This is a genomic window from Pseudoalteromonas holothuriae (genome assembly GCF_945859825.1).
GTDB lineage: Bacteria > Pseudomonadota > Gammaproteobacteria > Enterobacterales > Alteromonadaceae > Pseudoalteromonas > Pseudoalteromonas holothuriae.
Map to the genome: position 1 here is coordinate 79124 of NZ_CAMAPC010000006.1, position 23652 is coordinate 102775.

The following is a 23652-nucleotide window of genomic DNA, read 5'->3' on the forward strand; positions in this document are numbered from 1 at the left end:
GCGGAGTATCGTATGGCACAGCGTAAGCCTATTGTTGCAGGTAACTGGAAGATGAATGGCTCTGTGGAGTTAGTATCTCAAGTGTGTGATGAAGTTAAAAAGTATAGTAATTCAAATGTGGATGTTATTATATTTCCTCCCGCATTATTGCTTAGTGAAGTATTAAGTGAAAATGTTGAGGCCGGAACTCAAACTATTTCAGAGTTTGACTCAGGTGCTTTTACTGGTGAGATTCATGCACAACTAGCTAAACAGCTAGGTGCAAAATACACTTTAGTTGGTCACTCTGAAAGACGAAGTATTTTCAAAGAGTCAGATCAGCAAGTAGCTGATAAGTTTGCTAAAGCTCAAGAATTTGGCTTAATACCAATATTATGTGTTGGTGAAACAGAATCTGAACGTGAAGCTGGCAAAACAGAACAAGTTGTTGCCAAGCAAATAAAAGCAGTTATTAGCAAATTAGGTATAGCGGCATTAAATGATTCTGTGATAGCATACGAGCCCGTTTGGGCTATCGGAACTGGTAAAACAGCTTCTCCAGAACAAGCGCAAGCGGTACACAAGTTTATTCGCGACATGCTCATAGCTTACGATGAGCAAGTTGCTAACGCACTGCGTATTCTTTATGGTGGCAGTGTTAATGAAAAGAATAGTGAATTATTATTTGCACAGGCAGATATTGACGGCGGTTTAATCGGCGGAGCGAGTCTGAAAAAAGATGCTTTTGCGAGTATCTGTAAAAGTGCAGTAGGGAACGTATAAAATGTACGAAATATTATTGGTTGTTTACTTAATTGTTGCCTTAGCACTTGTTGGTATGGTGTTAGTTCAACAAGGTAAAGGCGCGGATATGGGTTCGTCGTTTGGTGCAGGCGCATCAGCGACAGTATTTGGCTCATCAGGTGCAGGTAATTTTATGACAAAAACTACAACCGTTTTAGCGACTGTATTTTTTGTTTTAAGTATTGTTTTGGGTAACCTCACCGCAGGTCAAATTAAAAAGACCGACGAGTGGGAGAATCTTGAAGCACCGGCTGCATCAACTGTAGCACCCGCAGCGTCAGACGTACCTGTGTCTTCTGATAATGATAATACATCAGATGTACCAAATTAATAGAGTAGTAGCCTTAAGTTACTCGGCTATTTGATTCCTCAATCAAATGTCATGTCGAAATAAAGCGGATGTGGTGGAATTGGTAGACACGCTACCTTGAGGGGGTAGTGCTTTCGGGCGTGGGGGTTCAAGTCCCCCCATCCGCACCAAATATAAAAAAACCAGCTTTTAGCTGGTTTTTTTATATCTCTTTTTTAGCTTATGAGCTAATACAGTTAAGTGCTCTAGAGTGCGCTTTACATTACTCAAAGACCTGTTAATACTGTCGCAGCCATTACTTCTCAGTGTATAAACAATTGAACCTAAGTAACTTTTCAGCAAAAGGGGTATTTGCACAATACACCCACCTAAATGCTAATTCAAAGCAACTGGAATTAGTTAGCACTACCTGTAGTCATTGTTTTCTATGGGAAGAGATGTTCTGCCCACCCTCTATTTCATCAGGTATCATTCTATTTCGTGTTAAAATTACCTTAAGCAATAAGACCATACATAATGTCACTGTGGCGCGATGTAACGAAGTCAATGTGCATTTTCAGCAGTTTTGGATAGCAAAACATGGTAATACCCTTATCAACACTATTGGTAAAATTGAACAGTTGTTACAGCGGCAGTATCTATCTTTTGGAAACCTTAAAAGAGTGCGTGAAATTGTAGCGAAAATAGTACCTCAATGGTTAAGTTGGCAACCTATCATTACTTTGCCTGATGATTTGCGACAGGCACTTTATACGCTTGAAGAGATCCAACAATGGCAAGATACCGATATTGCAGGTTTCCGTCATGCATACATTAATTATCAGGCACACCAATTTAAGCACTTTTTTGATAATGTTGAGAAGCTGCCTCTCACAGAAGCTCAAAGGCGTGCATGTATTGTCCAAGATGAGCGGCAGTTATTATTGGCTGGTGCAGGTACTGGGAAAACAAGTGTGATGGTGGCGCGTGCACAGTTTTTAGTGCACTGTGCAGCAGCTAATGCTAAGCAAGTGTTATTACTGGCATATGGCAGTGAAGCTGCAAAAGAGCTTAAAAAAAGAGCGGGTGAAAGTTTTAGTTGTATGACCTTTCATGCCTTGGGTTTGCATATTATTGAAATGGTTGAAGGCCAAAAACCAAAGCTTAGTGACTTGGTGAGTGATCAAACACAAAAGCATATGTTTATCCTCGATACTTTACAAGCACTTTGCTTACAGCCTAGCTATCACACTATATTTAAGCAGTTTTGTCAGGTAGAGTGTCATATCACGGTAGGTGATGCAGTAGCGTTTTTAAACTCCCCAAAATGTTCAGTCGTAGTCAAACATATTGCTACGCTTATAAGTCATTACAAAAACTCACGTTTGCTGTCTAAGTTACCTCAAGTTGAAGTTGACTGCAGTGAGTTGCTTGAATGCATTAAACCCATTATCGGGGAGTATCAACTTTATTTGGAAAGTGAGCAAGCTATCGACTTTGAAGATATGATAGCTAAAGCAATCAATTATATAGAAAACAATCAATTTGTTGTGCCTTGGGTGCATATCATGGTGGATGAGTTTCAAGACTTGTCGCCAATTCGGGCAAAGCTATTACATACTTTGCTTGGTAAATCGAAAAAGCGTTATCTCTTTGCTGTTGGTGATGATTGGCAATCTATATATCGTTTTAGCGGTGCAGATGTTAAATTGACGACTCATTTTAGCGAGTATTTTGGAGTGGCCACTGTAGATGTGTTGGATCAAACGTTTCGTTACCCCCAAGCAATATTGGATGTGTCGAGTCAATTCGTTTGTGCAAATCCTACACAAATATTTAAGCAGCTTACTGCTTATACCTGTTCGTCCATTGCTGCATTTGTTGTCAAACTGGTAGAGAGTGACGATATGGCTTTGGAAAGTTCACTTGCACAGGTTGCCCGTAACGGTGAGTCTAGTGTATTTTTATTGGCGCGTTTTCATAAGCAGCTGCCAACCAAACAGCGTTTAACTGAGCTTCGAGAGATGTTTAGAAGTTTGAATATCAAAGCGATGACTTTTCATGCCTCTAAGGGTAAAGAGGCACAATTTTGTATTTTGATGGGTCTACATGAAGGCAAGAGTGGCTTTCCTGCTCAAGTGCGTGTTCGGCCTCTGTTAAATGCAATGTTACCTGAGCAGGAGTCCTACCCTTATGCTGAAGAGCGGCGTTTATTTTATGTTGCTTTAACACGGGCTAAGCAACAGGTGTTTTTATTCAAACCAAACGATAAACCATGTCGATTCTTAGATGAATTAGAAATTGAACCGTGATCCTTAAAATTTACTGAATATAGACCTACTAAGCCGTTTATCTTTGCCATTATTAAACTATTCTTGAAGTGTCACCGTACCAATATTTATTAAAATATCTAGGAATAATAATGGCTAAGAATATTTTGCAAGATGCATTAACTAGACTCGATAATATCGCGAAAAATAACGCACAATTTAATCCTATATTGGAAGCGCTAAATCAGCCGCAGAGTACTCTAACAAGTAATATTGCAATTAGAAAAGACAGTGGAGATACCGCTTATTTCAAAGCGTATCGTTGTCGTTATAATGATTTACTTGGGCCCACCAAAGGGGGTATTCGTTTTCATCAAGATGCCGATCAAAATGAAGTAGAGGCTTTAGCGCTCTGGATGACGTTAAAATGTGCAGTGGTGAATGTACCATTTGGTGGTGCAAAAGGCGCGGTTACTGTTGATCCAAAGCAGCTTTCCCCGATGGAGTTAGAACGTTTAGCACGTGCTTACATTAGAGCTAATGCAGACTTTATTGGTCCTCAATTGGATATTCCAGCACCTGACGTGTATACCAATGCTCGTATTATGGGATGGATGATGGATGAATACGAAAAAATAACTCGCACAAAATGTCCTGATGTGATCACTGGTAAGCCAGTTGCGTTTGGTGGCAGCTTAGGACGAGATAGCGCCACTGGGCGAGGTGCTTTTTTATGTGTTGAAGCATTAGCAAACAAATTAGACTGGCAGGTTCAGGACAAAACAGTTGCGGTACAAGGCTTTGGTAATGGGGGATATCATTGCGCACGGCTACTCCAAGGTGCTGGGTATAAAATAGTGGCCGTTAGTGACTCTAAAGGTGGCATATATTGTGAACAGGGGCTCGATATAGAAAGCGTATATGAGGAAAAGCAGCGCAGTAACACATTGAAAGCAGTTTACTGCCAGCACTCAGTTTGTGAAGATAGGGAGCATACTCGTATTAGCAATGATGAGCTATTGACGCTTGATGTTGATTTATTAGTACCTGCTGCATTGGCAGGGGTTATAACAGCAGATAATGTTGATCAAGTTCATGCTAAATATATTGTAGAGATAGCTAATGGCCCAATAACCGCAGATGTCGACCAGCAGCTGAATGCACAGGGCACTCAAGTCATTCCTGATATTCTGGCTAATGCAGGTGGCGTTATTGTGAGTTTTTTTGAGTGGTGTCAAAATCGCCAAGGAGAAGCATGGTCTGAACAAAAAGTGCACGATAAGCTGGCAGATTATATGCACAGTGCATTTGAACAGGCGTGGCAACATTATCAACAAGGTGATGATTCAATGCGTGTTTCAGTCTACAAGTTAGCGCTCAAAAAGCTTTCTGAAGCTTTAGAGGCGCATGGGACTGCAGATTATTTCTCACATTCTGAATAAGCACATATGCAAAAGGGTTAGAGATTTTTAAATTGTTCTTTTAGCACGTAGCCGTCATCAGTGACAATTTTTTCAAGTGTGGCTACGCGCTCTTTAAGTGCTCTGAGCTCTGCATTTAAAGCTTCATTATGCTTACTGTGTTGTGATTTTTGATGTGATAGATACCGATTAAACATTTTACTGATTATGCTAAAACCCACCGTTATAAACACAATCAATACAATCATCGTCGTACCAGACATAACTTCCTCCATTGCTGTTGACGCAAACATGACTTGATGATTAATTTAACACAATCAGGCTTGATAGGAAGTGACTTGTGTCATGAGAGACTGAAAAAAGAGATACGGGAGTCGAAGGCTCCCGTAAATATATCTAGGCTTCGTAACTTAGTGGGTCTTGTGCGTTGTTTAATTGAAATGCTTCTAAGCGTTCTTGGCAAGCACCACACTTTCCGCACGCTTTTTCTCGACCATTGTAGCAAGTCCAAGTATCACCGTAATCAAGGCCCATATTTAAACCGTCAGTTAAAATGTCAATTTTACTGCTATTTAAATATGGACAAACAATGTCAATTTCTTCGTAGTTGGCTACTTTGCAGACATCATCCATCTTTTTAACGAACTCGGGTCGGCAATCTGGATAAATAGCGTGATCTCCTGAATGCGCACCATAAAAAACCTTGTTGGCCTTCAAAGACACTGCATAGCCAACTGCTAATGATAGTAAAATCATATTTCGATTAGGTACTACAGTGCTTTTCATGCTTTCTTCTTCGTAGTGGCCTTCAGGTACGTCAATATCATCAGTAAGTGAAGAGCCGCCAATGAGCTGGTTGATGGCTGAAATATCTACCACTTTGTGCGCGATGCTTAGCTTTTCACACACTTGTGATGCCACTTCTAGCTCTTTAACATGACGCTGGCCATAGTTAAAAGACAGCGCATAGACTTCATAACCGGCACGAATGGCTTTGTTTAATACGGTGTATGAGTCCATACCACCAGAATAAATGACAACGACTTTTTCACTCATAGGGCTTTGCCTCGATTTTTAATAGAGGTTTACTTCAGGGCGCGATATACTACACGGCCGCTGAGGAAATAACAATTTCCAAAGGCGATTTTTTGAGTTTTTGAAGTTGTTACGGAGCCGTTTTGTACAAAATCAATGAAATTTTTGAAACTATTCAAGGTGAGGCTAGTTACACTGGTGTACCATCAATTTTTTTACGCCTGCAAGGTTGCCCTGTAGGCTGCGCCTGGTGTGATACCAAGCAAACATGGGATATAAACCCAACCTATCGTATTTCCTTGGATAAAACGGTTGAGAAAAAAGCAGACTCACAATGGTGGGCTGAGGCGACTCCAGAACAAATACTTGCTATGTTTAAACAACGAGGTTACCTCGCAAAGCATGTCGTGATCACAGGTGGCGAGCCGTGTATGTTTGACTTAGTGCCGGTGTGCGAATTACTTCATGAAGCAGGCTATAGTACTCAAATTGAAACCAGTGGTACCTTTGAAATCAAAGTACCTGAGCAGACTTGGGTCACCGTATCGCCAAAAATTAATATGCGTGGTGGTTATGACGTATTGGCCAGTGCTATGCAGCGTGCTGATGAGATTAAACACCCCGTTGCAATGCAAAAGCATGTTGAAGAGCTTGAACTGTTATTTGAACAAACAGGCGTCAAACCTAAGCTAGTTTATTTACAACCAATCAGTCAAAAAACCTCAGCGACAAAACTTGCAATCGACACTTGTATGAAGAAAAATTGGCGCCTGTCAGTACAAGTACATAAATATATCGGTATTAATTGATAACAGCAGCAAACAATCAAAAAATTAGTATCGGTAGAAAAGATAGCAGGTAACAGCATGCTGCTATCTTTTTATGAGTCTTAAGCTTTAGAGAAAGTAATACACAGCTCTAAGGCTGGGTACGATAATAACCTAAAACTTTAGACTGGCTAACAAGCGCCCCTTGTAAGTAAGTGTCTTGTACTAAATAGTCGTACTGCGCGGCATTATGCTTAATGCGGTTTAGCATCTCAATACTTGTTTGGCCTTCAAATATGTCTGTCACAGGTGGATCGCCTACAAAATTAGTAAACCATGGGAACCAGCTGTTATCTTGCCCACTAACACTTTGATTAGGGGAGTAGTTGTTGCTTTGCCAGCGATCAAAAGTCAGTGTTTTGAGGGTGAACAAGCCAAATCCAGATTGAGTCATACAAGCATTTGCTGCTTGATACTCTGGGTAACCTGAGCTGGCCGCAAAGTTATTACACATATTGTGAGGTAAGTGGCTACTATTTGCTGCTTGGTACTCAACTTCTCGAAACATGACCGGTTGTGCTGGATTACCAGCAGGGAAGATAATATTTGCGGCAACGGGTGAGTTCCAACGGGTGTGGTACATGGCAATTGCCAGGCCTAAATATTCTTTGCTCGTTGCAATGTTATCTGGGTGAGTCCATGAGCCTCCAGGGTCTACAGGTACGCCAGCATCTTGAAAAATTATTCCGTGTTGGTTGTTTTCAAGCTCATTCATGAGCGTTGGAGTGGTATTATCTACAACTGTAGTTGGGATCATGCCGCTTGCTGTGCTGGGGGTGTAGGTTAGGGTTGGATTGTTTAAAGCCTTCCAACACAATAAGCCATATCCGTAACCATCAGCTATAAATGGACAACCAAGCATTGCTGATGATGATTGATTTGTTTGGTATGTATGAGTCGTGGATGTTGTAGTCGCTTCGCCAGTGCCTACTAACAGTCCCCATGGGTGCTTTTCGATGGTTGCATCATAAAGCTCAGATTCGGGTAAATATAAGGTGGTTGCAAAGTGTGCATTGAGGTTGCGGTCAAGCTCAATAAGTCGTGTTGCCACCATCTTTGAGTTATGTTTCTTTGGGTATTGAGTGATAATAGGTTGCGTTAATGGGCGAAATTCTGTGTCCTTAGCAGCAAGACCTAATATAAAGCTGCTTTCTAATCCTATTGCACTGTTTATTACATGTTTTAGCCCCAAGGACAGTAAACTCGTCGTTGCGACGATATCAGCATGATCGTTGGTTAATAGAAGTGTATCGCCTTGATTCAATAACCAATGACTTGCTGCAAATTCAATAACGCGTGTATCAATTAAATTTATCTTCTGATAAGCGTCTTTTTTTTGCAAAACTATGGCGCTATCTTGCGCTATAATTCGGCTCGTAACGGTAAGGTTATCATGATGGTAGCGTTTGACGGGCGGCTTATATTCGCCAATAAGAGTTGAAAGCTCTAGTTTGACAGCCGTTGGTGAGTTTTTAATTAGCCAACCGCCATCTTCTGTCGTGGCAAACCTAGCTGGTATATAGTGCCCGCCCTTGGTGACATTGAATGCTTGCCAATAGGTTGAGCATGTTTTTGAACGGCAGGTTTGGGGTGTACGCTCGATAGAATGTTGATTTTCGCTAAGCTTCGTGTCAAAACCATCAGTAAATTGAAATTGCAGGTGAGTAGGTTGATTCGTAACATCAAGTGTAAAGACTACCCGTCTTTGATTGCCGCTAACATACAAAGTATTGCCATTATAGTGCCCTAGCGTAAGTTGAGAGTATGTATCTTGCTGCTGTAGATTGCCAGCTCGCCCTTTTAGGCTTGGTTGATAATGGCTTTCGTTAAATGAGCAGGCGTGGTTTAAATTGCTAAACTTGAAACTTTGTTTACATGATTGATCTGGGCAAGTTGTAAGCTCTACTTGCTGTTGTTGATAACTCAAGGTATACCATGGTGATATTGCTTGATAGCGCTGCGCATCCGAAAAAAATAAAATGGGTAATGTTGATGTATCGCGGTTCAGACCTTGTGCTGAGGCATATTCACAGCCCAACATGGCAAAATATGCAAGCACAGCCAATGTGAAATGTTTCATAATGATTCCTTGTAGGTGATAAGTGTGGAGCAACATAGCGGCCCCACACAGGTGCCAAGTTAGTGCACAATACCTTGTGACTGACTTGCGCTAACTGGCTTATTAAGCTGTATTGAAAGCCAATTTTCTACATCACTGCGTAACGAGGCGTTACTATCTGGTCCTGATTGGTCAGCATAAAACCACAATCCGGTTGGCGTTGGAGGGGTTACATTTGTACCACAGGTGAAATGATTAGCTGCATACATCAATGCACCTGAGCTGCCGTACTCAAAGTGACTATCAGAATAACCGCCATAGCCTCTGGCTTTTACCCTCGCACTTGAATCAAGTGTAAAGTGGTACACTTCATTAGGCTGCAAAAGAAAGGGACTAACGTCTGATGAGTCAAAGCGTGCTCGCATCGTGCTATTGACCGTTTTTTCATTACCTGAGCGGGTGACCATGCCGGCAATATTGGTGATGAGATCACTGGCAAGTTCACCATCGAGTAAACTGCCTGGGCTGTCACTTACAATGGCAGAAGTTATACCCAAAGCCGCTTTTAAAGCACCAAGTACTGAGTTGATATCCCATCCAGTATTGTAGCTCATAGCAGCACCACCCGCTTTGTTGAATAACACTATTTCAGGTGCGGAGCCTGGTAAGTCAACAGCAAACTTTGCACCATCCCCTGCGTGAGAGTTGGTTGCTTTTGACCAAATTTGCTTAGCCGTCCCCTTAACATGGTATCTTGAAGAATATGTGCCACGAACTTCTAAATTGCCAGTGCATGAGTTGCTTTGGTTACAGTCAAAGCCGCCTGCATCGGTGCACAGCATTTTCACATAAAACTCGCTAGAATTATGGTTAATGCTAGAGTCATAGCCATATGCTTTGTGTTTTGACCAGCGTACCCCATCACCTGAGTGAAAAGCACCGTATGCTGTGGTTTTAAAATCTAATTTATGTTTTGATAAGCCGCTGCTATCACTTGAATAGTCTGACCAATTACTTGGAGTAGCAGGGTAGTTTGTGACAACATGGCCTGAACCTGTAACTGGTGTGATCATTTGACAGGCACATTGTGATTTTGTACCACCAGAAGGGTCTTTACTGAGTAAGTCTTTTAATTCAGCGTAAACTTCAGCTGGCAATGCGCTATTGTATTCTAAGATTGAAAGCCCTTTTCGTTTAGGGGCTGCATGCTCTTCATACCATGCATTAAAGAGTTGAGGTGCTTTTTGCTCAAGGTATTGAGAGAGTGAGATGGCCTTGTACCGATTAAGCCATTGAACAAATTGTGCTGGTTTATATTGTATTATGTATCTTGTGAATAAAAAATTATCTTCAGGAGAGGCTTCATTCATCGCCTGTGGCCAATAGTCCAATACAGTGGTATCCAACTCTTTTAGTTGCCTCAGTATTTCACCATCGCGGTGATCTCGGGTTAACAACTCTATATAGTGGTTTAGTTCATACTCTTCATCGTTGCTAGCAATAAACTCAAGTAAAGACAGTGAGTCCGTAGACCAATTCGAGATTGCTTGCCATGTCTGAGCACTCACTTGTGTGGGCAGCATTTGTCCATTTTCTTGTTTCTTGATGTTCGCCTCAGCTGCTATCGAGCTCAAAGCTGTACCACTAAATAAAAGTGCAGCGGATATAATACTCAATGCATTGGGGTTAAATATTGTTCGATTCATTATGATCTATTCCTTCATTAATAATGGGCACAGAAAATTCAAGTGCAATTTAATAGTGATGGTAATTTTGACGTGATTGAACAAAGTTTCTGGGTCATGTAGGGGTCAATTGGGTAAACGTACTAAGGTGCGTGGCTCATGGAGGATTTATCGTTACTAATTATCATGTGAAATAAAACAAAAGTATAACTATCATAATGTTATTTTTATATTTACCAAAAATTACCCATTTGCCCCGTAATTTTATGTGCAAGTAATGCAGGTTTGCGACAATGTGTGATTATTGCAATGGATTCCTACTGTGTTAATTGGGGTGTGTTTTGCAACTTAAAAATTGAACTCATAAAAAGGAAATATGTGATGAACAAGGTTATTTTTTTATGTGCTTTACTTATCGCAGGGTACAGTTATGGACATAATTCGCAAACAATACAACTACAGCAAAATAATGAAAGCTGTACAAAGGCACAAACGGTCTTACTTGGTAAAATGACTCTCTTTGCTGGTACGTTCAAATATTTACGCAGTGAAGGCAGTAATGTGTGTAATGCATTTAATGCAAAGCTATTAGGTAATGTTGCTGAACCTATGCTTGATTGCGGACAGTTTGACGATTGGCGATTAGCTTATGATATGGGTAACAAAATGTGCCAATCATTACGCAGCAATATGATTAACTACAGCGACTCGTTAAGTCCACAAATGAAAGTGTTTGCACGTTTTGAGGGGCCATTTGAATTTAAAGGTGACCGTCATCATCAACAATATAACGCGAGTATGGGCGTATCTTTGGCTTGTTATTTATGTGATCAGAACCGTTAAGTTTAAATTAACCTATATTGAGCACAACTGATTCAAGTTGATGTACTTTTTGTTGAAGCTTTTCTCTTAGTGGATGTTCAACTAGGCAGTGCTGGAGCACATAATTGGCTGTTGCGACAATATTTCTCCAGCGTGGCTTTTTTGGTAACGTTTTGATATTTAGATACCTTTCAAATGTTCTTACGCGCAACCGACCATCATCAATATTTACTTTCCATGTTTTACTCTGCTCAGCAAGCTCTATACGTGTTTTTCCGCTAGTTTGTTCCCAGATAGTTAATGCAAGGGTCATGACTTCAACCATTAGTAGGCGGACATTTGGCTGATTTAATTGTGTATTTGAGTCGTTGGCTTCGCTTAAACGTTGGCGGCGTTTTTTAAAATATATCCCACTTATTAATACGCCAAGTAAAAATGCGATTGTAGAAAACACTGTAACATATAGTCCTATATTACTTTCTTGTTTTGGCGACATTAGGATATTGGCCCTTTGTAAGCGAAATTGGTATAAGCTTTCGTTTTGCAAACGACTGTTTTTGAGCATGCTATTATAATTTTGTAGGGTTGCGGTGGCGTCTTGGAATTGATTTGCCTTTAATTGCGATTGGATCAAGGCGATATAAAACAGCTCTGTGAGTTGACTATTTTGCTGGCTATGGGCATTGAGGCCCTGTTTCAAAAGACTTTGTGCTGTGTTGTGATCGCCCTCTAATTGCTTCAATTTAGCACCGACCAGCAGTGCACGTTGGTCAACATGATTGGTTTGTATAAGTTGACGAGTGTGGCTTTGGGCGGTGAGCCATTGAGCCGCTTGTTGAATGTTATTTTGTGCGATAGCAATTTCTGCTAATAGTAAATATGCTCTAGAGACTTGTGCATGAGAACCACTTTGTTTGAGTGGTTCAAGTGTATCGTGGATAAGGCTCACAGCTTTATCAAATTGTCTCTTTTTAAAAAACACTTCAGCTAAGCTAATAATGGTATGATTTGCTTTGCTGATGTTGCCTGTCTGTTGGTGTAACAGGTGAGCTTGGCGAAAAGACAATATGGCATCATCTAGCTGGTCAATATCTCTGGACACATTGCCTAGGTTATTAAGGGTGATAGCTTGTCGATGGATATCGTTGAGCTGTTTTGCGATTTGGTAGCTTTCTAGCAATAACATTAAAGCCGTGTCTAAGTCTCCTAATGCTTGATAACCATTCGCTAAATCATTGGCTGACTTACCAATTAGACTGGTATCAGCTAATTTCAATGCTAACAGCTGAGCATCATGGAAGTAACTGAGTGATTGAATATATTCACGTTGATGGTAAGCATTAATGCCTTTTTGTCTAGTGGTTTTATATTTATTAAGCGTACTCAGGTCTTGTTTTAGTAATGCATTTAGTGCTTGGTCGGCCAGCTTAATGTCACCAGCTTGGCGATAGAGAATAACCAATTCAAGCGTTGCTTCAAATGCATCATCACTGTGCTTTGGCAGTGTTTGGATTACGCGTTTGCATGTTAAAATATCACCCGTAATATTATTTTCAGATTTTTGGCAGACCTTTGCTTGTACGGATGAAAGGCACATAAGCAGTAAAAATGTAATTAGCAAAAAGCGCAGCATTGATTATATATTTTCGTTTACAGATGTATCTTTAAATTAACATATTTAAAACAAAATATCTTGAGCGCTTTTGCAAGCAATGTGCGTTGCTTATATTATTAAAGTTGAATTACATTGTTTGTTATAGGCATAACGATGAGTGTGCACTTAATTTTAACCGCGCTTTAGGAGGTGGCCCTAAGAATAGGGACACTTCTCGATTTGGTTTAGTTAGCTTTTAAATAATCAATCACTACCTGATGGTGCTCTTTGGTTTTAAATTTATTAAACACATGCTTAATTTTACCACTTTGGTCGATTAAAAAGCTAAGACGGTGAATACCATCGTATTCTTTGCCCATAAACTTCTTTAAGCCCCACACACCAAATGCATCGGCGATTGCGTGATCTTCATCAGAGAGTAAATCAAAATTTAGCTCTTTTTTAGTTTCAAAGTTTTTAAGTTTTTTTACCGCATCTGGGCTGATACCAACGGCAATGGTATTGAGTTCACCTAGTTGTGCTTTGTGATCACGCAGTTGTTCGGCTTGTACCGTACACCCAGGTGTTAGTGCTTTTGGGTAGAAGTAAACCAACACTTGATTGTGCTCTAGTAATGAAGCCAAAGAAACGGCTTCATCATTTTGGTTTTGTAAAGTGAAAAGTGGGGCTTGCTCGCCAGCTGTTAATGTTTTCATGTTAATCCTTAGCGAATTCGTCTTAAAATATAATCTACGTTGAGCGAGTGAGAAAGATCTTCAAAGCGGATCTTAAATTCATCTACATTGACGTCACTGGGAATATTAAACTCTATTTCACAGCGCATATTTACTTGTTCACCTTGCTCGAACGTATCTGATTTCAAGGAGCAAATACTGACTTGTTGCTCGGCAAAAAAGCGTGTTACTTTACTGAGTGTACCAGGGGTATCTAAGCCTTCATAAACCAGCGTATAGCCAGCACAAAAATTGCCTTGTTGGTGGGAACTGGTTCGCTTCATCATTGTTAAAAGCCCAAGTTCCATACCTTTTACCGGCAAGCTATGCTCAACGCGGCTTATGGCCGACATGTCACCACTGAGCAACATAATAAAAGTGAATTCGTTACCTAAAATTGCAATGCGACTGTCAATAATATTACAGTGACAATCACTCACGAGTTGTGTAAGTTCACTCACTATCCCTGAGCGGTCTTCACCTATTGCGGTTAATACCAGTTGTTGATTGGCAAATGCAGTCATTAATGAAACCTAACCTCTATGACGGTATTCTTTTAGCATTGAGCGTAATCGCAATGAAGAATATAGAATACAGTGGATAATTGATATTTAACCAAAAATGGTACCACAGAACATCAAGCTAAACATGCCTGTTTTAGAATTTATTACACAAGCGAATGGATAATTTTATGCCTTTCTTGTGTTTATGCCCATTGGAAAGTACCATAGTTGCAAATTTTTTTGGTTAATTATAACTAACCCTTTAATTTCAAAAGAACTTGCTATCTTTTGGAATATTTTAACCAGACAGTGAACCAAACCAGCATTCCCTAATCATAGTAATGAAATAAAAATTAACGGGTCTGCTAAGGAGAATAATCAGTGCAGTATTGGATCCCAAAAACGTTGGCTATCGGCGTATTACTTGGTTTATCTGGATGTAGTGTTTTTACAAACGATGCGCATCACGAACGCAATTATCGTGCAAACGAGCCTGTAAAAGTGCCGGCACACCTACAGCAGCCATCTCAAGATCCGATGTATACAATGTCTGTGGAGCGTTTTGAAAGCGATCCAGACGCGAAAGGCTATCGTCCACCGCAGCAAGTGTTAACTGTGGCACAAGGCAGCTGGGTTGAAGAAAATGACCAAATGGCCCGCGTGTTTTTTGATAAAAACGATGGTATTGAAGATTTAGTCGGTTTTATTTGGAATTCGGTTGATAGTGTTATGGCAAGCCATAACACATCATTAAGTGATGACAATCGTGCTCAGGGCTCAGTAAGTACACATTGGTATTCTTTAATAAAACCAGTAGAAGGTTGGTTTTGGGAAGATGACGAAGTAGTCTCACAGCAAAAATTTCGTTTTATAGTTGAGCAAAAAGAACACCAAAGAACAGCATCACTTCGTGCTGAACTGCTAGATTATAAAAGCGATGGTGTAGCACTTAATGAGTTGCTTAAACAGCAACTTGAAGCAAGGGCTGTGAACGAAGTGGTATCTGAGTTCGATTACCTGTATCGAATATTAGTAGTACAAATGAGGAAGCAGCAAGGTGTATTATCACTAGAGCTTGGCTTTGATAAAGATGGAAACGGTGCTCTGCTTACCGAGCAATCTGTAGATATTGTGACAGAGAGGTTTTCTGGGTTCCTCGAGCGTGTGAATTTTACAATCATTGAAATTGATGATGAAACAAATGAGATATTAACGCGTTATGAGAAGCCTGATGACAGTGTTTGGGATTCTATTTGGGGCGATGAAGCGGTACAGTTGCCACTAGAAAGTGGTGATTATAAGATAGCAGTGGCCACCACCGATGATGGTAGTACTTCACTTACTTGGAAAGATGCGCAAGGAAATGTGTTAGATACCGATGTTATGGCGCAGTTACAACAAATATTATTACAAGTATTGCGTGATAAGGGCCTAACTATTTAATCAGTTGGTCGTTTTTTCAATAAGAAAAGAGCTTAGGCTCTTTTCTTTGTTTTTGTAGGCTAAATATAATGACAACACAAACAAGTCGCACTGAGACGCCTGATTGGCGTACACTTTTTGCATTTATTGTTCCTTCGCTAATTGGTGTATTTTTATTTATGACGCCAGTTGCCATCGGTGAAGCGATGACCATTCCTATTGCTGTAATGGCTAAAGCGTTACAAGGATTTGTGGGTCCTTATATTGATACGTTGATCTTAACGATAATATGTATCACAGGTGTGATGAGCTTGGTGGTTAAGCTGCTAAAGCCAGCTGCACTGATGAAAATAGATTTGATCAGACATTTGTTTCAAATAAGTTGGGTTTGGCTCGTGACGCGCCTGTTAGGTATGGTCTTTATTTTGATGACTTATTTTAAAGTTGGTCCAAGTATTATTCATTCAAGCCATACTGGCGCATTAGTTTTGAATGACTTATTGCCTGTGCTGTTTTCTGTATTTATCTTAGCTGGATTATTATTGCCGCTATTACTTAATTTTGGATTGCTTGAACTGGTGGGTACTTTGCTTACGAAGGTAATGCGACCATTGTTTGGCGTACCAGGTCGAAGCGCCGTGAATTGCGTTGCCTCATGGTTAGGGGATGGCAGTGTCGGTATTTTAATGACTGCTAGGCAGTATGAAGATAAATATTACACACAAAAAGAAGCTGCGATTATAGGTACGACTTTCTCTGCGGTGTCTATTACATTTTGCTTAGTTGTGATTGGCCAAGTCAAGCTTGAACATTTATTTGCACCATTTTATTTAACAGTCTGTTTAGCGGGATTTGTGGCAGCAATTATTGTGCCGCGCCTACCTCCGCTTAGATTTAAAAAAGATACGTATATTGATGATACATCCCCTGATGGAGACGCAGAAGCTGTGCCTGAAGGAAAAACGCTATTTAAGCATGCCTTAAATGTTGCTTTGACAAAAGCACAAAAAGCGCCAGGTATTAAAGGTACGGTTCAAGAGGGAGTTAGTAACGCACTCGATATGTTATTTGCCGTATTACCTGTTGTAATGGCAGTTGGTACGCTTGCGTTAATAGTTGCTGAGCATACCTCAATTTTCCAAGTATTAGGTACGCCATTTGTGCCGTATTTAGAGTTGTTGAATGTACCTGAAGCACAGCAAGCAGCACAAACGATAGTGGTTGGGTTTGCGGATATGTTTATTCCATCTATTTTAGCTGCAAGCAATATTCAAAGTGATGTTACTCGCTTTATTGTCGCTGCAATGAGTGTAACTCAGCTGATCTATATGTCAGAAGTTGGTGCTCTATTATTGGGTAGTAAAATACCAGTCAATTTATTCGAGTTATTTGTTATCTTTATATTACGTACATTAGTAACCCTACCTGTGATTGCATTAATGGCACATTGGTTAGTGGGTTAATCTTGTTATAATATTGACGCGGAGTGAAGTTGATTTAATCCGCGTCTTTGTCCTCTACATCTTTGTTTTTAATTTGCTTATCTAGTTTGTTTCTTAAATCAAATTTAGTTGAGTATTTTAGCAGTGCAATATTGCTCCAAACTACTCCAAGCACACCTGCAATGATCAAAATGACATGCCAAGTTTCTAATTGTTCTTGCACGATAATTCTCCATTTTTTGTTGTCATCTTTTATAAAATTGACACTATGATGCCATTGTAGAGGGTTTGTGCGTTAACTGAAAATTTATCTGGCAATTGCAGTAGATTTAATTAAGCATTTTTAACATGATATTGGTATCATTCACCCAACAGTCAGGCTTATCAACTTAGTCTGATTAAGACAGTAAATTAGGTTTTTAAAGGTGAAAGCTTGCTCATGGAACATGTTTTAATTTGGCCGTCTCAGTATCCATTATTGCTGCGTGGATTGGTGGAGCAAAACGGCGCATTCATATTAGATGCACTTGAAGCTTGGCCAAATTGTATTACCAGTAAAGATGAACAAGGCGTTGAAGCAACCGTATTACCCCCTTTGTTTTATTTGCAATGGCTAAAGCCCATTGAGCCATTTGAATCATGCTACTTTCAACATATTGATGAATATGATGAGCAGCAACAAGCTTATACTGCTCAGCTATTTGCGCATATAGAGCAATCAGGCATGACACGTCAAGAGCTCAGTGTCATGCTGCTTGAGCGGTTTGCGCAGTACAGTGACTTAACGCTACAAAAAGATGCCGTCAATTACCCTAATTTCTTTGATTTGTTAGTGTCGTTAAAATATGAACAAGTGTTCACTTGGTGTTTAACCACAGGTATGACATTAACGCCACAAGAGGCGAGTAGTACTTGGGAAAAAGTCTCATTTAGAGCAGCAGTAGAAGCGAATATAGACACTTGTATCAGTGATAGGCCTGCGACTGCGACGATAGCTACCGAACGGCTATTACAAAAACAAGGAGAGTTTTATCAGTTGCTAGAGCTACTGTGTGATGACAAAGAGCAAGTTGCGCAGTTGCTTGAACAGGCATTATTGAATCAAGTTACCTCTGATGACGTAAAGCAACCGGAATTAATAAACTTGTTAACGCGAGGGGCTAAAGGTACAGAGCGTGATGCACAAGGGCGTTCAGCACTAATGTGGGCGATTGAAAAAGGGTTTGTTAACGTAGTTGAAAAGCTACTTCCAAATCACGATATCAATGATACTGACTTACAAGGGCAAACTATGATGCATTTTGCGGTTAAATCTAACTTGGCAAGCATGATAGAATTGATTATTCAACACGGAGTTGATGCCACAAAAGAAGATGCTCAGTGCCAAAGTCCGTATCGGTTAGCGATGAAAACACCATTACTTGTTGCAAAGAAAACACTTGAAAAAAAAGGGGTTAAAGAGCTATCTGAACAAGGTAAGTGGCTGAAAATAAAGCAAGTACATTTTCTTTATGCTTTAGTGAGTTTATTATTACCGGTGCAATTGTTGTTATTTTTCAGTGAGTATATTGAAGATAAATCTTTACTCGTAGGAGTTGCAACTGCGCTTGGCTTGCTATTGTTTGGATCGGCACGCAGTGTTAGGCGAGGACAGTTATATCCAAATATGTCTCACCCATGGTCACTAAAAGGGCTTAGTGCACTTAGTTGGTTTAGTGTCAGTGCACAAATATTATTTGCATTACTGATTTGGACTACTTTGTTGCGAGGTTAGTACCTCGCAACTTTAATTCTAAGACGTTAGTCGTCTTTGTTGACAGTGTGAGCCGCTTTTTCTTCTGCAAGCTCATCTTTTAATTTTCGAATTTTCAACCCTAATTCTTGTCCTCTATGGCGTGCATAGTATGTACAGCCAATAAACATTGAACTTGCAAAAATGAGTTCAAGCATGATCCACAGCATTTCTTGTGGGGATACCCAAAGCAAACTTAAACTATGGATAAAGTAAATCATTACAATGAAGTTAGCCCAAGCATAAGTGTAAGGCTTGTCTTGTATGATGCCTTTTAAAGGTAGTAATAGTGGTAAAATATAGACTACAAATATAAAGCCGTTGCTGTAGCCCTCTCTTGGTGCCAAGATATATAACCAAGTTGGCATAAGGATGAGTAGACCAATATAACCAAATAATGCGAGTCGTTGGTAAAAAAGGGTAAGGGGCTTTTTTTGGGGTTTTGTCATTTGAGTTTACTTGCTATGTTAAATAATCTAGTTCCTACGGCACGGCAGATACGCTTTTCACATTCACTTAATTGGTTTGAGTTGTCTTTGCCAGCGACGTGACTTGCGCCATAGGGAGTGCCGCCGGATGTCGTGTCCAGCAGTTCAGGTACATCATATGGAACCCCGAGTAGCATCATACCGTGGTGCAGCAAGGGTAATGATAAGTTTAAAAGCGTAGCTTCATTGCCACCATGCATACTACTTGAGGATGAAAACACACAGGCAGGTTTGTCTATCAGCTGGCCTTTTAGCCATAAATCGCTGGTGGTTTCCCAAAATGTTTTTGCTTGTGCTGCCATCATACCAAACCGAGTTGGGGTTCCAAATGCGAGTGCATCACAATCTATGAGGTCTTGTTTGGTAATAACTTGATCATAATTATATCTTTGTTCAAAAGTCCTGAGCCTAACGTCTGCACCGTGAAAGGCCAGCGTGTCACTGATCTCATTTGCCATAGCCTCTACTGAACCATGACTTGAGTGATATAAAACAACAACTGTGATCATTGAAGGATGGTCAACACTGATTCAGGTGGGCGACCTAATGCCGCTTTTTGTTGATTAACAACAATTGGCCGTTCAATAAGCTTTGGATTGTTTATCATTGCTTGGCGTAATACAACTTCGTCGGTGTTTTTATTAAGATTGAGTTCTTTGTATATTGTTTCTTTATTTCTTACAAGTTGGTGTGCCGAGCTAAAACCAAGTTGTTGAATTAACTCGTTGAGTGTTTCTAAATTCATTGGTGTTTTAAGGTACTCTACCACATTGGCCTTGACTCCTTGCTCTTCGAGTAATGCAAGCGTCTCTCGTGACTTAGAACAACGTGGATTGTGATAAATAGTAACTGACATAATAATTCCTGAAATTTTTTAGGCATTTTAATTGATGTAACTTGTGACTTAAAGCTTCGCGAGTTCTTTTTGCATTTGTCGGTATTGGCTTAGTAATGCTTTTAATCTAGCTTCTTTAACGGATTCTTTATCGTCGGTATGATTTAGTGCTCGTTGTATCTCGTCTGCGGCTTTCAAATATGCGCCATACTGAGCAAGAAGGCTTGCATGCATTTCATGGTATGCAGCTTTATCATCTTGTTCTTTATAAACTTTTAGCAATAAGTCTTTTGCAAGTGCATGTTTTGGTTTTTCAAGCAAAAATAGCTTTAACAGTTTTTCTGCCATATTGAGTTGCTTAGCTTCAATTGCCGCATTGGCAAGGTTTAATGTGAGCACTTGGTTATTCGGGCGGAACTCATGTTTTAGTTGTAGTAGTTTTGTCGCTTGTTCGGGGCGCTGTTGTGCTATCAGTAAGTCTGTATAAGCGTCTAAATAGAAAAGATTATTTTCATCATGCTTTAATAGTTTATCTAATAAAACTTGTGATTGTTCAAGCTTATTTTGATCAAGTAAGCTCAGCGCTAAGCCGTATTCTAAAGCGAGTTGGTGAAGTTCAGAAGTATTTAGGCGTAACTGATTTTCAAAATAAGACTGCGCTTGAATACTTTCAAATTGATACCTTGCCAGTACACGGCTCTTGGCCAGTTCAAACTTTAAGCTAGCAGGCACATAACGAGGCTCAAATTGCTGTGCTCTTAAACGTACGTCAGACACTCGAGAGTCAGGGAGTGGATGGGTCAGTAAAAAAGCCGGTGGTTTGGTTTTATACCGTATTTGCGCTGAGAGCTTAGAAAGAAACTCGCTGGACTGTGATGGGTCAAATCCTGCCTCGTACAGCGTTTGCATACCAAAGCGGTCAGCTTCTTGTTCCGCTTTACGACTATGAGATAATTGGCCCAGCTGCGCTTGAGTAGAATTTGCTGAAAGAATCGCGATACCAGCATCAGGCGCTACAATGGTTGTTAAAATACCCGCAATCATACCAGCCAAAGTGAGGGCGCTATTGTCTTTTGCATGTTGCATCCGTCTTGCCAAGTGGCGTTGTGTTACGTGCGCAACTTCGTGGCCAAGTACAGAAGCGAGTTGAGATTCATTATCTGATTGTGCAATTAACCCTGTATGTACGCCAACATGGCCGCCATAAAAAGCAAACGCATTGATGGCTGGATTATTTATCCAAAAAAACTCAAAACCAAAGCGCACATCATTTGCATTAGCAACTAGTCTATTTCCTAGGCTTGTTAAATACTCATCAAGTACGGGGTCTTGCACTAAAGGCAGTTGACTTGCAATCTGCATCATCATTACATCGCCAATCGCTTGCTCTTTCTCAATCGGTAACACTTGCAGTGCAGAGGTGCCCAAATCTGGCAGTTTTAAAGTACTTTGCCCATGGCTGATTTGGCTTGTAAATAACATCACCGAACCAACAACAGCATGAAGCAGAGGGGGTAGTCTCATTTTAATCCTTGTTTATATCTTCACCGAGCATTAAACGTGCAACATCAATTTCGTCACTGCATGCTCGGCTATCTCTTTCACACATCATATAAAAATCTTTAATTGTGACCCCATCAATAGAGACAATGTTCATTTCAGCATGTAAAAAATTAATTATTTTGTGGACAACTTTGTGGGCATGCAGAATTAGCGCCTTATCAGCCGCATCACCCCTTTCAAAATAAAAGCCTATAAACTTATGTAGTTGATTGATTCTTATTAAGTTTTTCATAGAGTGAGGGTCCCAAACGTTAAATTCTATAAATTTATTATCTTTAATGTATTGGTCAATTTGTACATTTTTGGCAAATGGGCATGCCCATAATTCAAAACCTCGGTCAGTAAATACTTGATGAAGCGCTAGGCGAGGGCGTTCTTCGCAATGAATGAGGCCATTTTCATCTTCGTATCCATTGAGTAGGTCTAAGTTCCAGTTTCGCTTGTCTAGTACTCGTTTTACTGCGTTATCAAAGCCATGGTGAAGTATACCCTCTGCCTCACTGATAGAAGACGCAATCATATGATAAAATGGGGGAAGTTCGCCCCAGTTTATCTGCTTTTTATACCAGTTGATTTCTTTAAGTGTGGGGTTGGCAGGCAAAGAAGCCTTGCCATTTGCTTTAGGCATGACAAGCCGTACTCCAATTGTATTTCTATGTAAAAGAATAAACCATTGTGTGCGTTCAAGCCACTGGTTCTATATTTTAAGTTGTAATAGCTTAATGTTAACATAATGGCTTAGCATGAATAGGTCTGAGGTTTAAAGCAGTATGGCAGCAGTACATAAGGTGGACTTATCACTTTTTAAATGCCCACAGTTATTTGTACAATTTAAGTGGCATTTACGTCAGGCTCAACAACAAACTACAAAAGTACAATTTTATTATCTAACGGAGCAAGATATTAGTGATATAGTACGTTACCTTGAACAACATCGATTTATCTTTTCACATCATCAAGGCATAGCGCCATTTCTAGAGGTGAACACCAACCATGTTTGATATTGTAAAAGCCTGGTACCAAAATAAATTTTCAGACCCGCATTCGGTTACTTTGCTTTTGATGTTGATCACATCAGTGGCTATATTATATTTCTTTGGCCCATTTGTAGTACCAGTGCTAATAGCGTTGGTTATTGCCTACTTACTCGACTGGCCTGTTACACGCTTACAAAGATTTGTGCCGAATCGTGCATTGGCAACAACTTTAGTTATTTTTCTGTTTTTAGGGTTATGCCTTGCCATGCTCTTAGGCATTGTACCTGTACTTTGGCAACAAACCAGTAATCTATTTCAAGAAAGTCCACATATGATAGAACAGGGCAAAGCATTCTTGCTTCATTTACCACAAGACTATCCTGCGCTTATTTCTGCTGAGCAAGTTAAAACGTTAGTTGCAAGTGTAGAGTCAAAAGTCATTGAATTGGGACAAATGATTGTATCTGTTTCTTTAACTTCACTAAAAGATGCAGTGGCTTGGCTTATTTATTTAATACTTGTGCCGTTACTGGTCTTTTTTATGCTCAAAGATAAAGTCATGTTAACTCGGGGTATAGAAAGCTTAATTCCAAAAGAACGTCGGTTGATAAGTCAAGTTTGGTCTGAAATGGATCATCAAATCATGAATTATATACGTGGTAAAGTATTTGAAATTGTGATTGTTGGCAGTGCTAGTTTTGTGGCTTTTTCTGTGATGGATCTTCGTTATGCAGCGTTATTAGGCGCACTAGTGGGGCTGTCTGTTTTGATACCATTTGTTGGTGCCGCATTAGTTACTATTCCAGTTGCAGCTGTGGCTATGTTTCAATTTGGTATAGAAGCTCAGTTTTGGACCGTGATTATTGTTTATGGGGTCATCCAAACCCTTGATGGCAATGTATTAGTGCCCTTATTATTTTCTGAAGCGATTGATTTAAACCCAGTATATATTATTGTCGCTGTGCTATTTTTTGGTGGGTTATGGGGCTTTTGGGGAGTATTTTTTGCAATCCCACTGGCATCACTGGTTAAAGCGTTAGTTAATGCATGGTCAACTCAGCATCATGATGAGAATGGAGCGATTGAAAAAGGCACTAAATAGTGCCTTTTC

The 23652-nt window shown here is 40.0% G+C and carries 24 protein-coding genes and 1 tRNA gene; 12 read left to right on the forward strand and 13 right to left on the reverse strand.

Annotated features, from left to right (window positions below):
* The first annotated feature begins 12 nt into the window (after positions 1-12).
* The 5 genes from tpiA (at position 13) to OCI93_RS09790 (ending at position 4784) form a co-directional block, all read left to right on the forward strand.
* Entirely contained in the window at positions 13-762 is a 750-nt protein-coding gene (gene tpiA / locus OCI93_RS09770; protein WP_261592247.1) for a triose-phosphate isomerase, read from the forward strand.
* Between the two features lies 1 nt (position 763).
* Positions 764-1114 carry a preprotein translocase subunit SecG gene (secG, locus tag OCI93_RS09775; protein ID WP_261592248.1) on the forward strand — a complete coding sequence of 117 codons (351 nt, stop codon included), beginning with the start codon at positions 764-766 and terminating at the stop codon, positions 1112-1114.
* A 64-nt stretch (positions 1115-1178) separates the two neighbouring features.
* Positions 1179-1263: transfer RNA gene (locus OCI93_RS09780), tRNA-Leu, on the forward strand.
* Positions 1264-1398: 135 nt separating this feature from the next.
* Positions 1399-3384 carry a UvrD-helicase domain-containing protein gene (locus tag OCI93_RS09785; protein WP_261592249.1) on the forward strand — a complete coding sequence of 662 codons (1986 nt, stop codon included), beginning with the start codon at positions 1399-1401 and terminating at the stop codon, positions 3382-3384.
* A gap of 110 nt (positions 3385-3494) precedes the next feature.
* The gene (locus OCI93_RS09790) at positions 3495-4784 is read left to right on the forward strand and encodes a Glu/Leu/Phe/Val family dehydrogenase (RefSeq protein ID WP_261592250.1); all 1290 of its coding nucleotides are present in this window, start codon (positions 3495-3497) and stop codon (positions 4782-4784) included.
* A gap of 17 nt (positions 4785-4801) precedes the next feature.
* Here OCI93_RS09790 and OCI93_RS09795 read toward each other — a convergent pair whose 3' ends face one another.
* Positions 4802-5026 (reverse strand): hypothetical protein, encoded by a 225-nt coding sequence (locus OCI93_RS09795; protein ID WP_261592251.1) that lies wholly within the window; start codon positions 5024-5026, stop codon positions 4802-4804.
* Between the two features lie 133 nt (positions 5027-5159).
* Positions 5160-5819, reverse strand: coding sequence for a 7-cyano-7-deazaguanine synthase QueC (queC, locus tag OCI93_RS09800; protein WP_261592252.1), 660 nt, complete (start codon positions 5817-5819; stop codon positions 5160-5162).
* A gap of 122 nt (positions 5820-5941) precedes the next feature.
* Here queC and queE point away from each other — a divergent pair, with 122 nt between their 5' ends.
* Entirely contained in the window at positions 5942-6607 is a 666-nt protein-coding gene (gene queE, locus OCI93_RS09805; protein ID WP_261592253.1) for a 7-carboxy-7-deazaguanine synthase QueE, read from the forward strand.
* Positions 6608-6716: 109 nt separating this feature from the next.
* On the opposite strand, the gene OCI93_RS09810 is transcribed toward queE, so the two are convergent.
* Both OCI93_RS09810 and OCI93_RS09815 read right to left on the reverse strand, forming a co-directional pair.
* Positions 6717-8705 (reverse strand): fibronectin type III domain-containing protein, encoded by a 1989-nt coding sequence (locus OCI93_RS09810; RefSeq protein WP_261626296.1) that lies wholly within the window; start codon positions 8703-8705, stop codon positions 6717-6719.
* 59 nt (positions 8706-8764) lie between these two features.
* Entirely contained in the window at positions 8765-10390 is a 1626-nt protein-coding gene (locus tag OCI93_RS09815) for a hypothetical protein (RefSeq protein WP_261626297.1), read from the reverse strand.
* A gap of 360 nt (positions 10391-10750) precedes the next feature.
* Here OCI93_RS09815 and OCI93_RS09820 point away from each other — a divergent pair, with 360 nt between their 5' ends.
* Positions 10751-11212 (forward strand): hypothetical protein, encoded by a 462-nt coding sequence (locus OCI93_RS09820; protein WP_261592256.1) that lies wholly within the window; start codon positions 10751-10753, stop codon positions 11210-11212.
* Between the two features lie 7 nt (positions 11213-11219).
* Here the strand turns inward: OCI93_RS09820 and OCI93_RS09825 are convergent, their stop codons facing one another.
* The 3 genes from OCI93_RS09825 to OCI93_RS09835 all read right to left on the reverse strand — a co-directional run bounded on the left by OCI93_RS09825 (position 11220) and on the right by OCI93_RS09835 (position 14043).
* On the reverse strand, positions 11220-12812 hold the full coding sequence (locus tag OCI93_RS09825; RefSeq protein ID WP_261626298.1) for a tetratricopeptide repeat protein: 1593 nt from the start codon (positions 12810-12812) through the stop codon (positions 11220-11222).
* A 218-nt stretch (positions 12813-13030) separates the two neighbouring features.
* Positions 13031-13501 (reverse strand): thioredoxin-dependent thiol peroxidase, encoded by a 471-nt coding sequence (gene bcp, locus OCI93_RS09830; protein ID WP_261592258.1) that lies wholly within the window; start codon positions 13499-13501, stop codon positions 13031-13033.
* Between the two features lie 8 nt (positions 13502-13509).
* Positions 13510-14043: a glycine cleavage system transcriptional repressor gene (locus OCI93_RS09835; protein ID WP_261592259.1), complete on the reverse strand. Its 534-nt coding sequence runs from the start codon at positions 14041-14043 to the stop codon at positions 13510-13512.
* Positions 14044-14403: 360 nt separating this feature from the next.
* Between OCI93_RS09835 and bamC the strand changes: the two genes are divergently transcribed.
* Both bamC and OCI93_RS09845 read left to right on the forward strand, forming a co-directional pair.
* Positions 14404-15465: an outer membrane protein assembly factor BamC gene (bamC, locus tag OCI93_RS09840; RefSeq protein ID WP_261626299.1), complete on the forward strand. Its 1062-nt coding sequence runs from the start codon at positions 14404-14406 to the stop codon at positions 15463-15465.
* 68 nt (positions 15466-15533) lie between these two features.
* Entirely contained in the window at positions 15534-16907 is a 1374-nt protein-coding gene (locus OCI93_RS09845) for a YjiH family protein (protein ID WP_261592261.1), read from the forward strand.
* Between the two features lie 34 nt (positions 16908-16941).
* On the opposite strand, the gene OCI93_RS09850 is transcribed toward OCI93_RS09845, so the two are convergent.
* The gene (locus OCI93_RS09850; RefSeq protein ID WP_261592262.1) at positions 16942-17109 is read right to left on the reverse strand and encodes a DUF2897 family protein; all 168 of its coding nucleotides are present in this window, start codon (positions 17107-17109) and stop codon (positions 16942-16944) included.
* A 216-nt stretch (positions 17110-17325) separates the two neighbouring features.
* Here OCI93_RS09850 and OCI93_RS09855 point away from each other — a divergent pair, with 216 nt between their 5' ends.
* On the forward strand, positions 17326-18660 hold the full coding sequence (locus tag OCI93_RS09855; RefSeq protein ID WP_261626300.1) for an ankyrin repeat domain-containing protein: 1335 nt from the start codon (positions 17326-17328) through the stop codon (positions 18658-18660).
* Positions 18661-18686: 26 nt separating this feature from the next.
* Here the strand turns inward: OCI93_RS09855 and OCI93_RS09860 are convergent, their stop codons facing one another.
* From OCI93_RS09860 to OCI93_RS09880, 5 genes are read right to left on the reverse strand one after another with little or no spacing between them, the layout of a single operon-like run.
* Complete coding sequence (locus OCI93_RS09860; RefSeq protein ID WP_261626301.1) at positions 18687-19127, reverse strand: DUF2069 domain-containing protein; 441 nt, start codon at positions 19125-19127, stop codon at positions 18687-18689.
* On the reverse strand, positions 19124-19675 hold the full coding sequence (gene wrbA / locus OCI93_RS09865) for an NAD(P)H:quinone oxidoreductase (protein WP_261592265.1): 552 nt from the start codon (positions 19673-19675) through the stop codon (positions 19124-19126). The genes OCI93_RS09860 and wrbA overlap by 4 nt, the downstream gene beginning before the upstream one ends.
* Positions 19672-20022, reverse strand: a complete 351-nt coding sequence (gene arsC, locus OCI93_RS09870) for an arsenate reductase (glutaredoxin) (RefSeq protein ID WP_261626302.1) — start codon at positions 20020-20022, stop codon at positions 19672-19674. Before arsC ends, wrbA begins: the two co-directional genes overlap by 4 nt.
* A 48-nt stretch (positions 20023-20070) precedes the next feature.
* On the reverse strand, positions 20071-21525 hold the full coding sequence (gene bepA, locus OCI93_RS09875) for a beta-barrel assembly-enhancing protease (RefSeq protein ID WP_410007623.1): 1455 nt from the start codon (positions 21523-21525) through the stop codon (positions 20071-20073).
* 1 nt (position 21526) lies between these two features.
* On the reverse strand, positions 21527-22192 hold the full coding sequence (locus tag OCI93_RS09880; protein ID WP_261592267.1) for a hypothetical protein: 666 nt from the start codon (positions 22190-22192) through the stop codon (positions 21527-21529).
* Between the two features lie 142 nt (positions 22193-22334).
* Between OCI93_RS09880 and OCI93_RS09885 the strand changes: the two genes are divergently transcribed.
* Entirely contained in the window at positions 22335-22565 is a 231-nt protein-coding gene (locus OCI93_RS09885) for a hypothetical protein (RefSeq protein ID WP_261592268.1), read from the forward strand.
* Positions 22558-23643 carry an AI-2E family transporter gene (locus OCI93_RS09890; RefSeq protein WP_261592269.1) on the forward strand — a complete coding sequence of 362 codons (1086 nt, stop codon included), beginning with the start codon at positions 22558-22560 and terminating at the stop codon, positions 23641-23643. Before OCI93_RS09885 ends, OCI93_RS09890 begins: the two co-directional genes overlap by 8 nt.
* Positions 23644-23652: the final 9 nt, after the last annotated feature.

Excerpts from the sequence above, each read along its gene's own strand:
- tpiA (WP_261592247.1), top strand. The coding sequence starts at position 13 with ATGGCACAGCGTAAGCCTATTGTTGCAGGTAACTGGAAGATGAATGGC.
- secG (WP_261592248.1), top strand. The coding sequence starts at position 764 with ATGTACGAAATATTATTGGTTGTTTACTTAATTGTTGCCTTAGCACTT.
- OCI93_RS09790 (WP_261592250.1), top strand. The coding sequence starts at position 3,495 with ATGGCTAAGAATATTTTGCAAGATGCATTAACTAGACTCGATAATATC.
- OCI93_RS09795 (WP_261592251.1), bottom strand. The coding sequence starts at position 5,026 with ATGTCTGGTACGACGATGATTGTATTGATTGTGTTTATAACGGTGGGT.
- queC (WP_261592252.1), bottom strand. The coding sequence starts at position 5,819 with ATGAGTGAAAAAGTCGTTGTCATTTATTCTGGTGGTATGGACTCATAC.
- OCI93_RS09810 (WP_261626296.1), bottom strand. The coding sequence starts at position 8,705 with ATGAAACATTTCACATTGGCTGTGCTTGCATATTTTGCCATGTTGGGC.
- OCI93_RS09815 (WP_261626297.1), bottom strand. The coding sequence starts at position 10,390 with ATGAATCGAACAATATTTAACCCCAATGCATTGAGTATTATATCCGCT.
- OCI93_RS09820 (WP_261592256.1), top strand. The coding sequence starts at position 10,751 with ATGAACAAGGTTATTTTTTTATGTGCTTTACTTATCGCAGGGTACAGT.
- bcp (WP_261592258.1), bottom strand. The coding sequence starts at position 13,501 with ATGAAAACATTAACAGCTGGCGAGCAAGCCCCACTTTTCACTTTACAA.
- OCI93_RS09835 (WP_261592259.1), bottom strand. The coding sequence starts at position 14,043 with ATGACTGCATTTGCCAATCAACAACTGGTATTAACCGCAATAGGTGAA.
- OCI93_RS09845 (WP_261592261.1), top strand. The coding sequence starts at position 15,534 with ATGACAACACAAACAAGTCGCACTGAGACGCCTGATTGGCGTACACTT.
- OCI93_RS09855 (WP_261626300.1), top strand. The coding sequence starts at position 17,326 with ATGGAACATGTTTTAATTTGGCCGTCTCAGTATCCATTATTGCTGCGT.
- OCI93_RS09860 (WP_261626301.1), bottom strand. The coding sequence starts at position 19,127 with ATGACAAAACCCCAAAAAAAGCCCCTTACCCTTTTTTACCAACGACTC.
- wrbA (WP_261592265.1), bottom strand. The coding sequence starts at position 19,675 with ATGATCACAGTTGTTGTTTTATATCACTCAAGTCATGGTTCAGTAGAG.
- arsC (WP_261626302.1), bottom strand. The coding sequence starts at position 20,022 with ATGTCAGTTACTATTTATCACAATCCACGTTGTTCTAAGTCACGAGAG.
- bepA (WP_410007623.1), bottom strand. The coding sequence starts at position 21,525 with ATGAGACTACCCCCTCTGCTTCATGCTGTTGTTGGTTCGGTGATGTTA.
- OCI93_RS09880 (WP_261592267.1), bottom strand. The coding sequence starts at position 22,192 with ATGCCTAAAGCAAATGGCAAGGCTTCTTTGCCTGCCAACCCCACACTT.
- OCI93_RS09885 (WP_261592268.1), top strand. The coding sequence starts at position 22,335 with ATGGCAGCAGTACATAAGGTGGACTTATCACTTTTTAAATGCCCACAG.
- OCI93_RS09890 (WP_261592269.1), top strand. The coding sequence starts at position 22,558 with ATGTTTGATATTGTAAAAGCCTGGTACCAAAATAAATTTTCAGACCCG.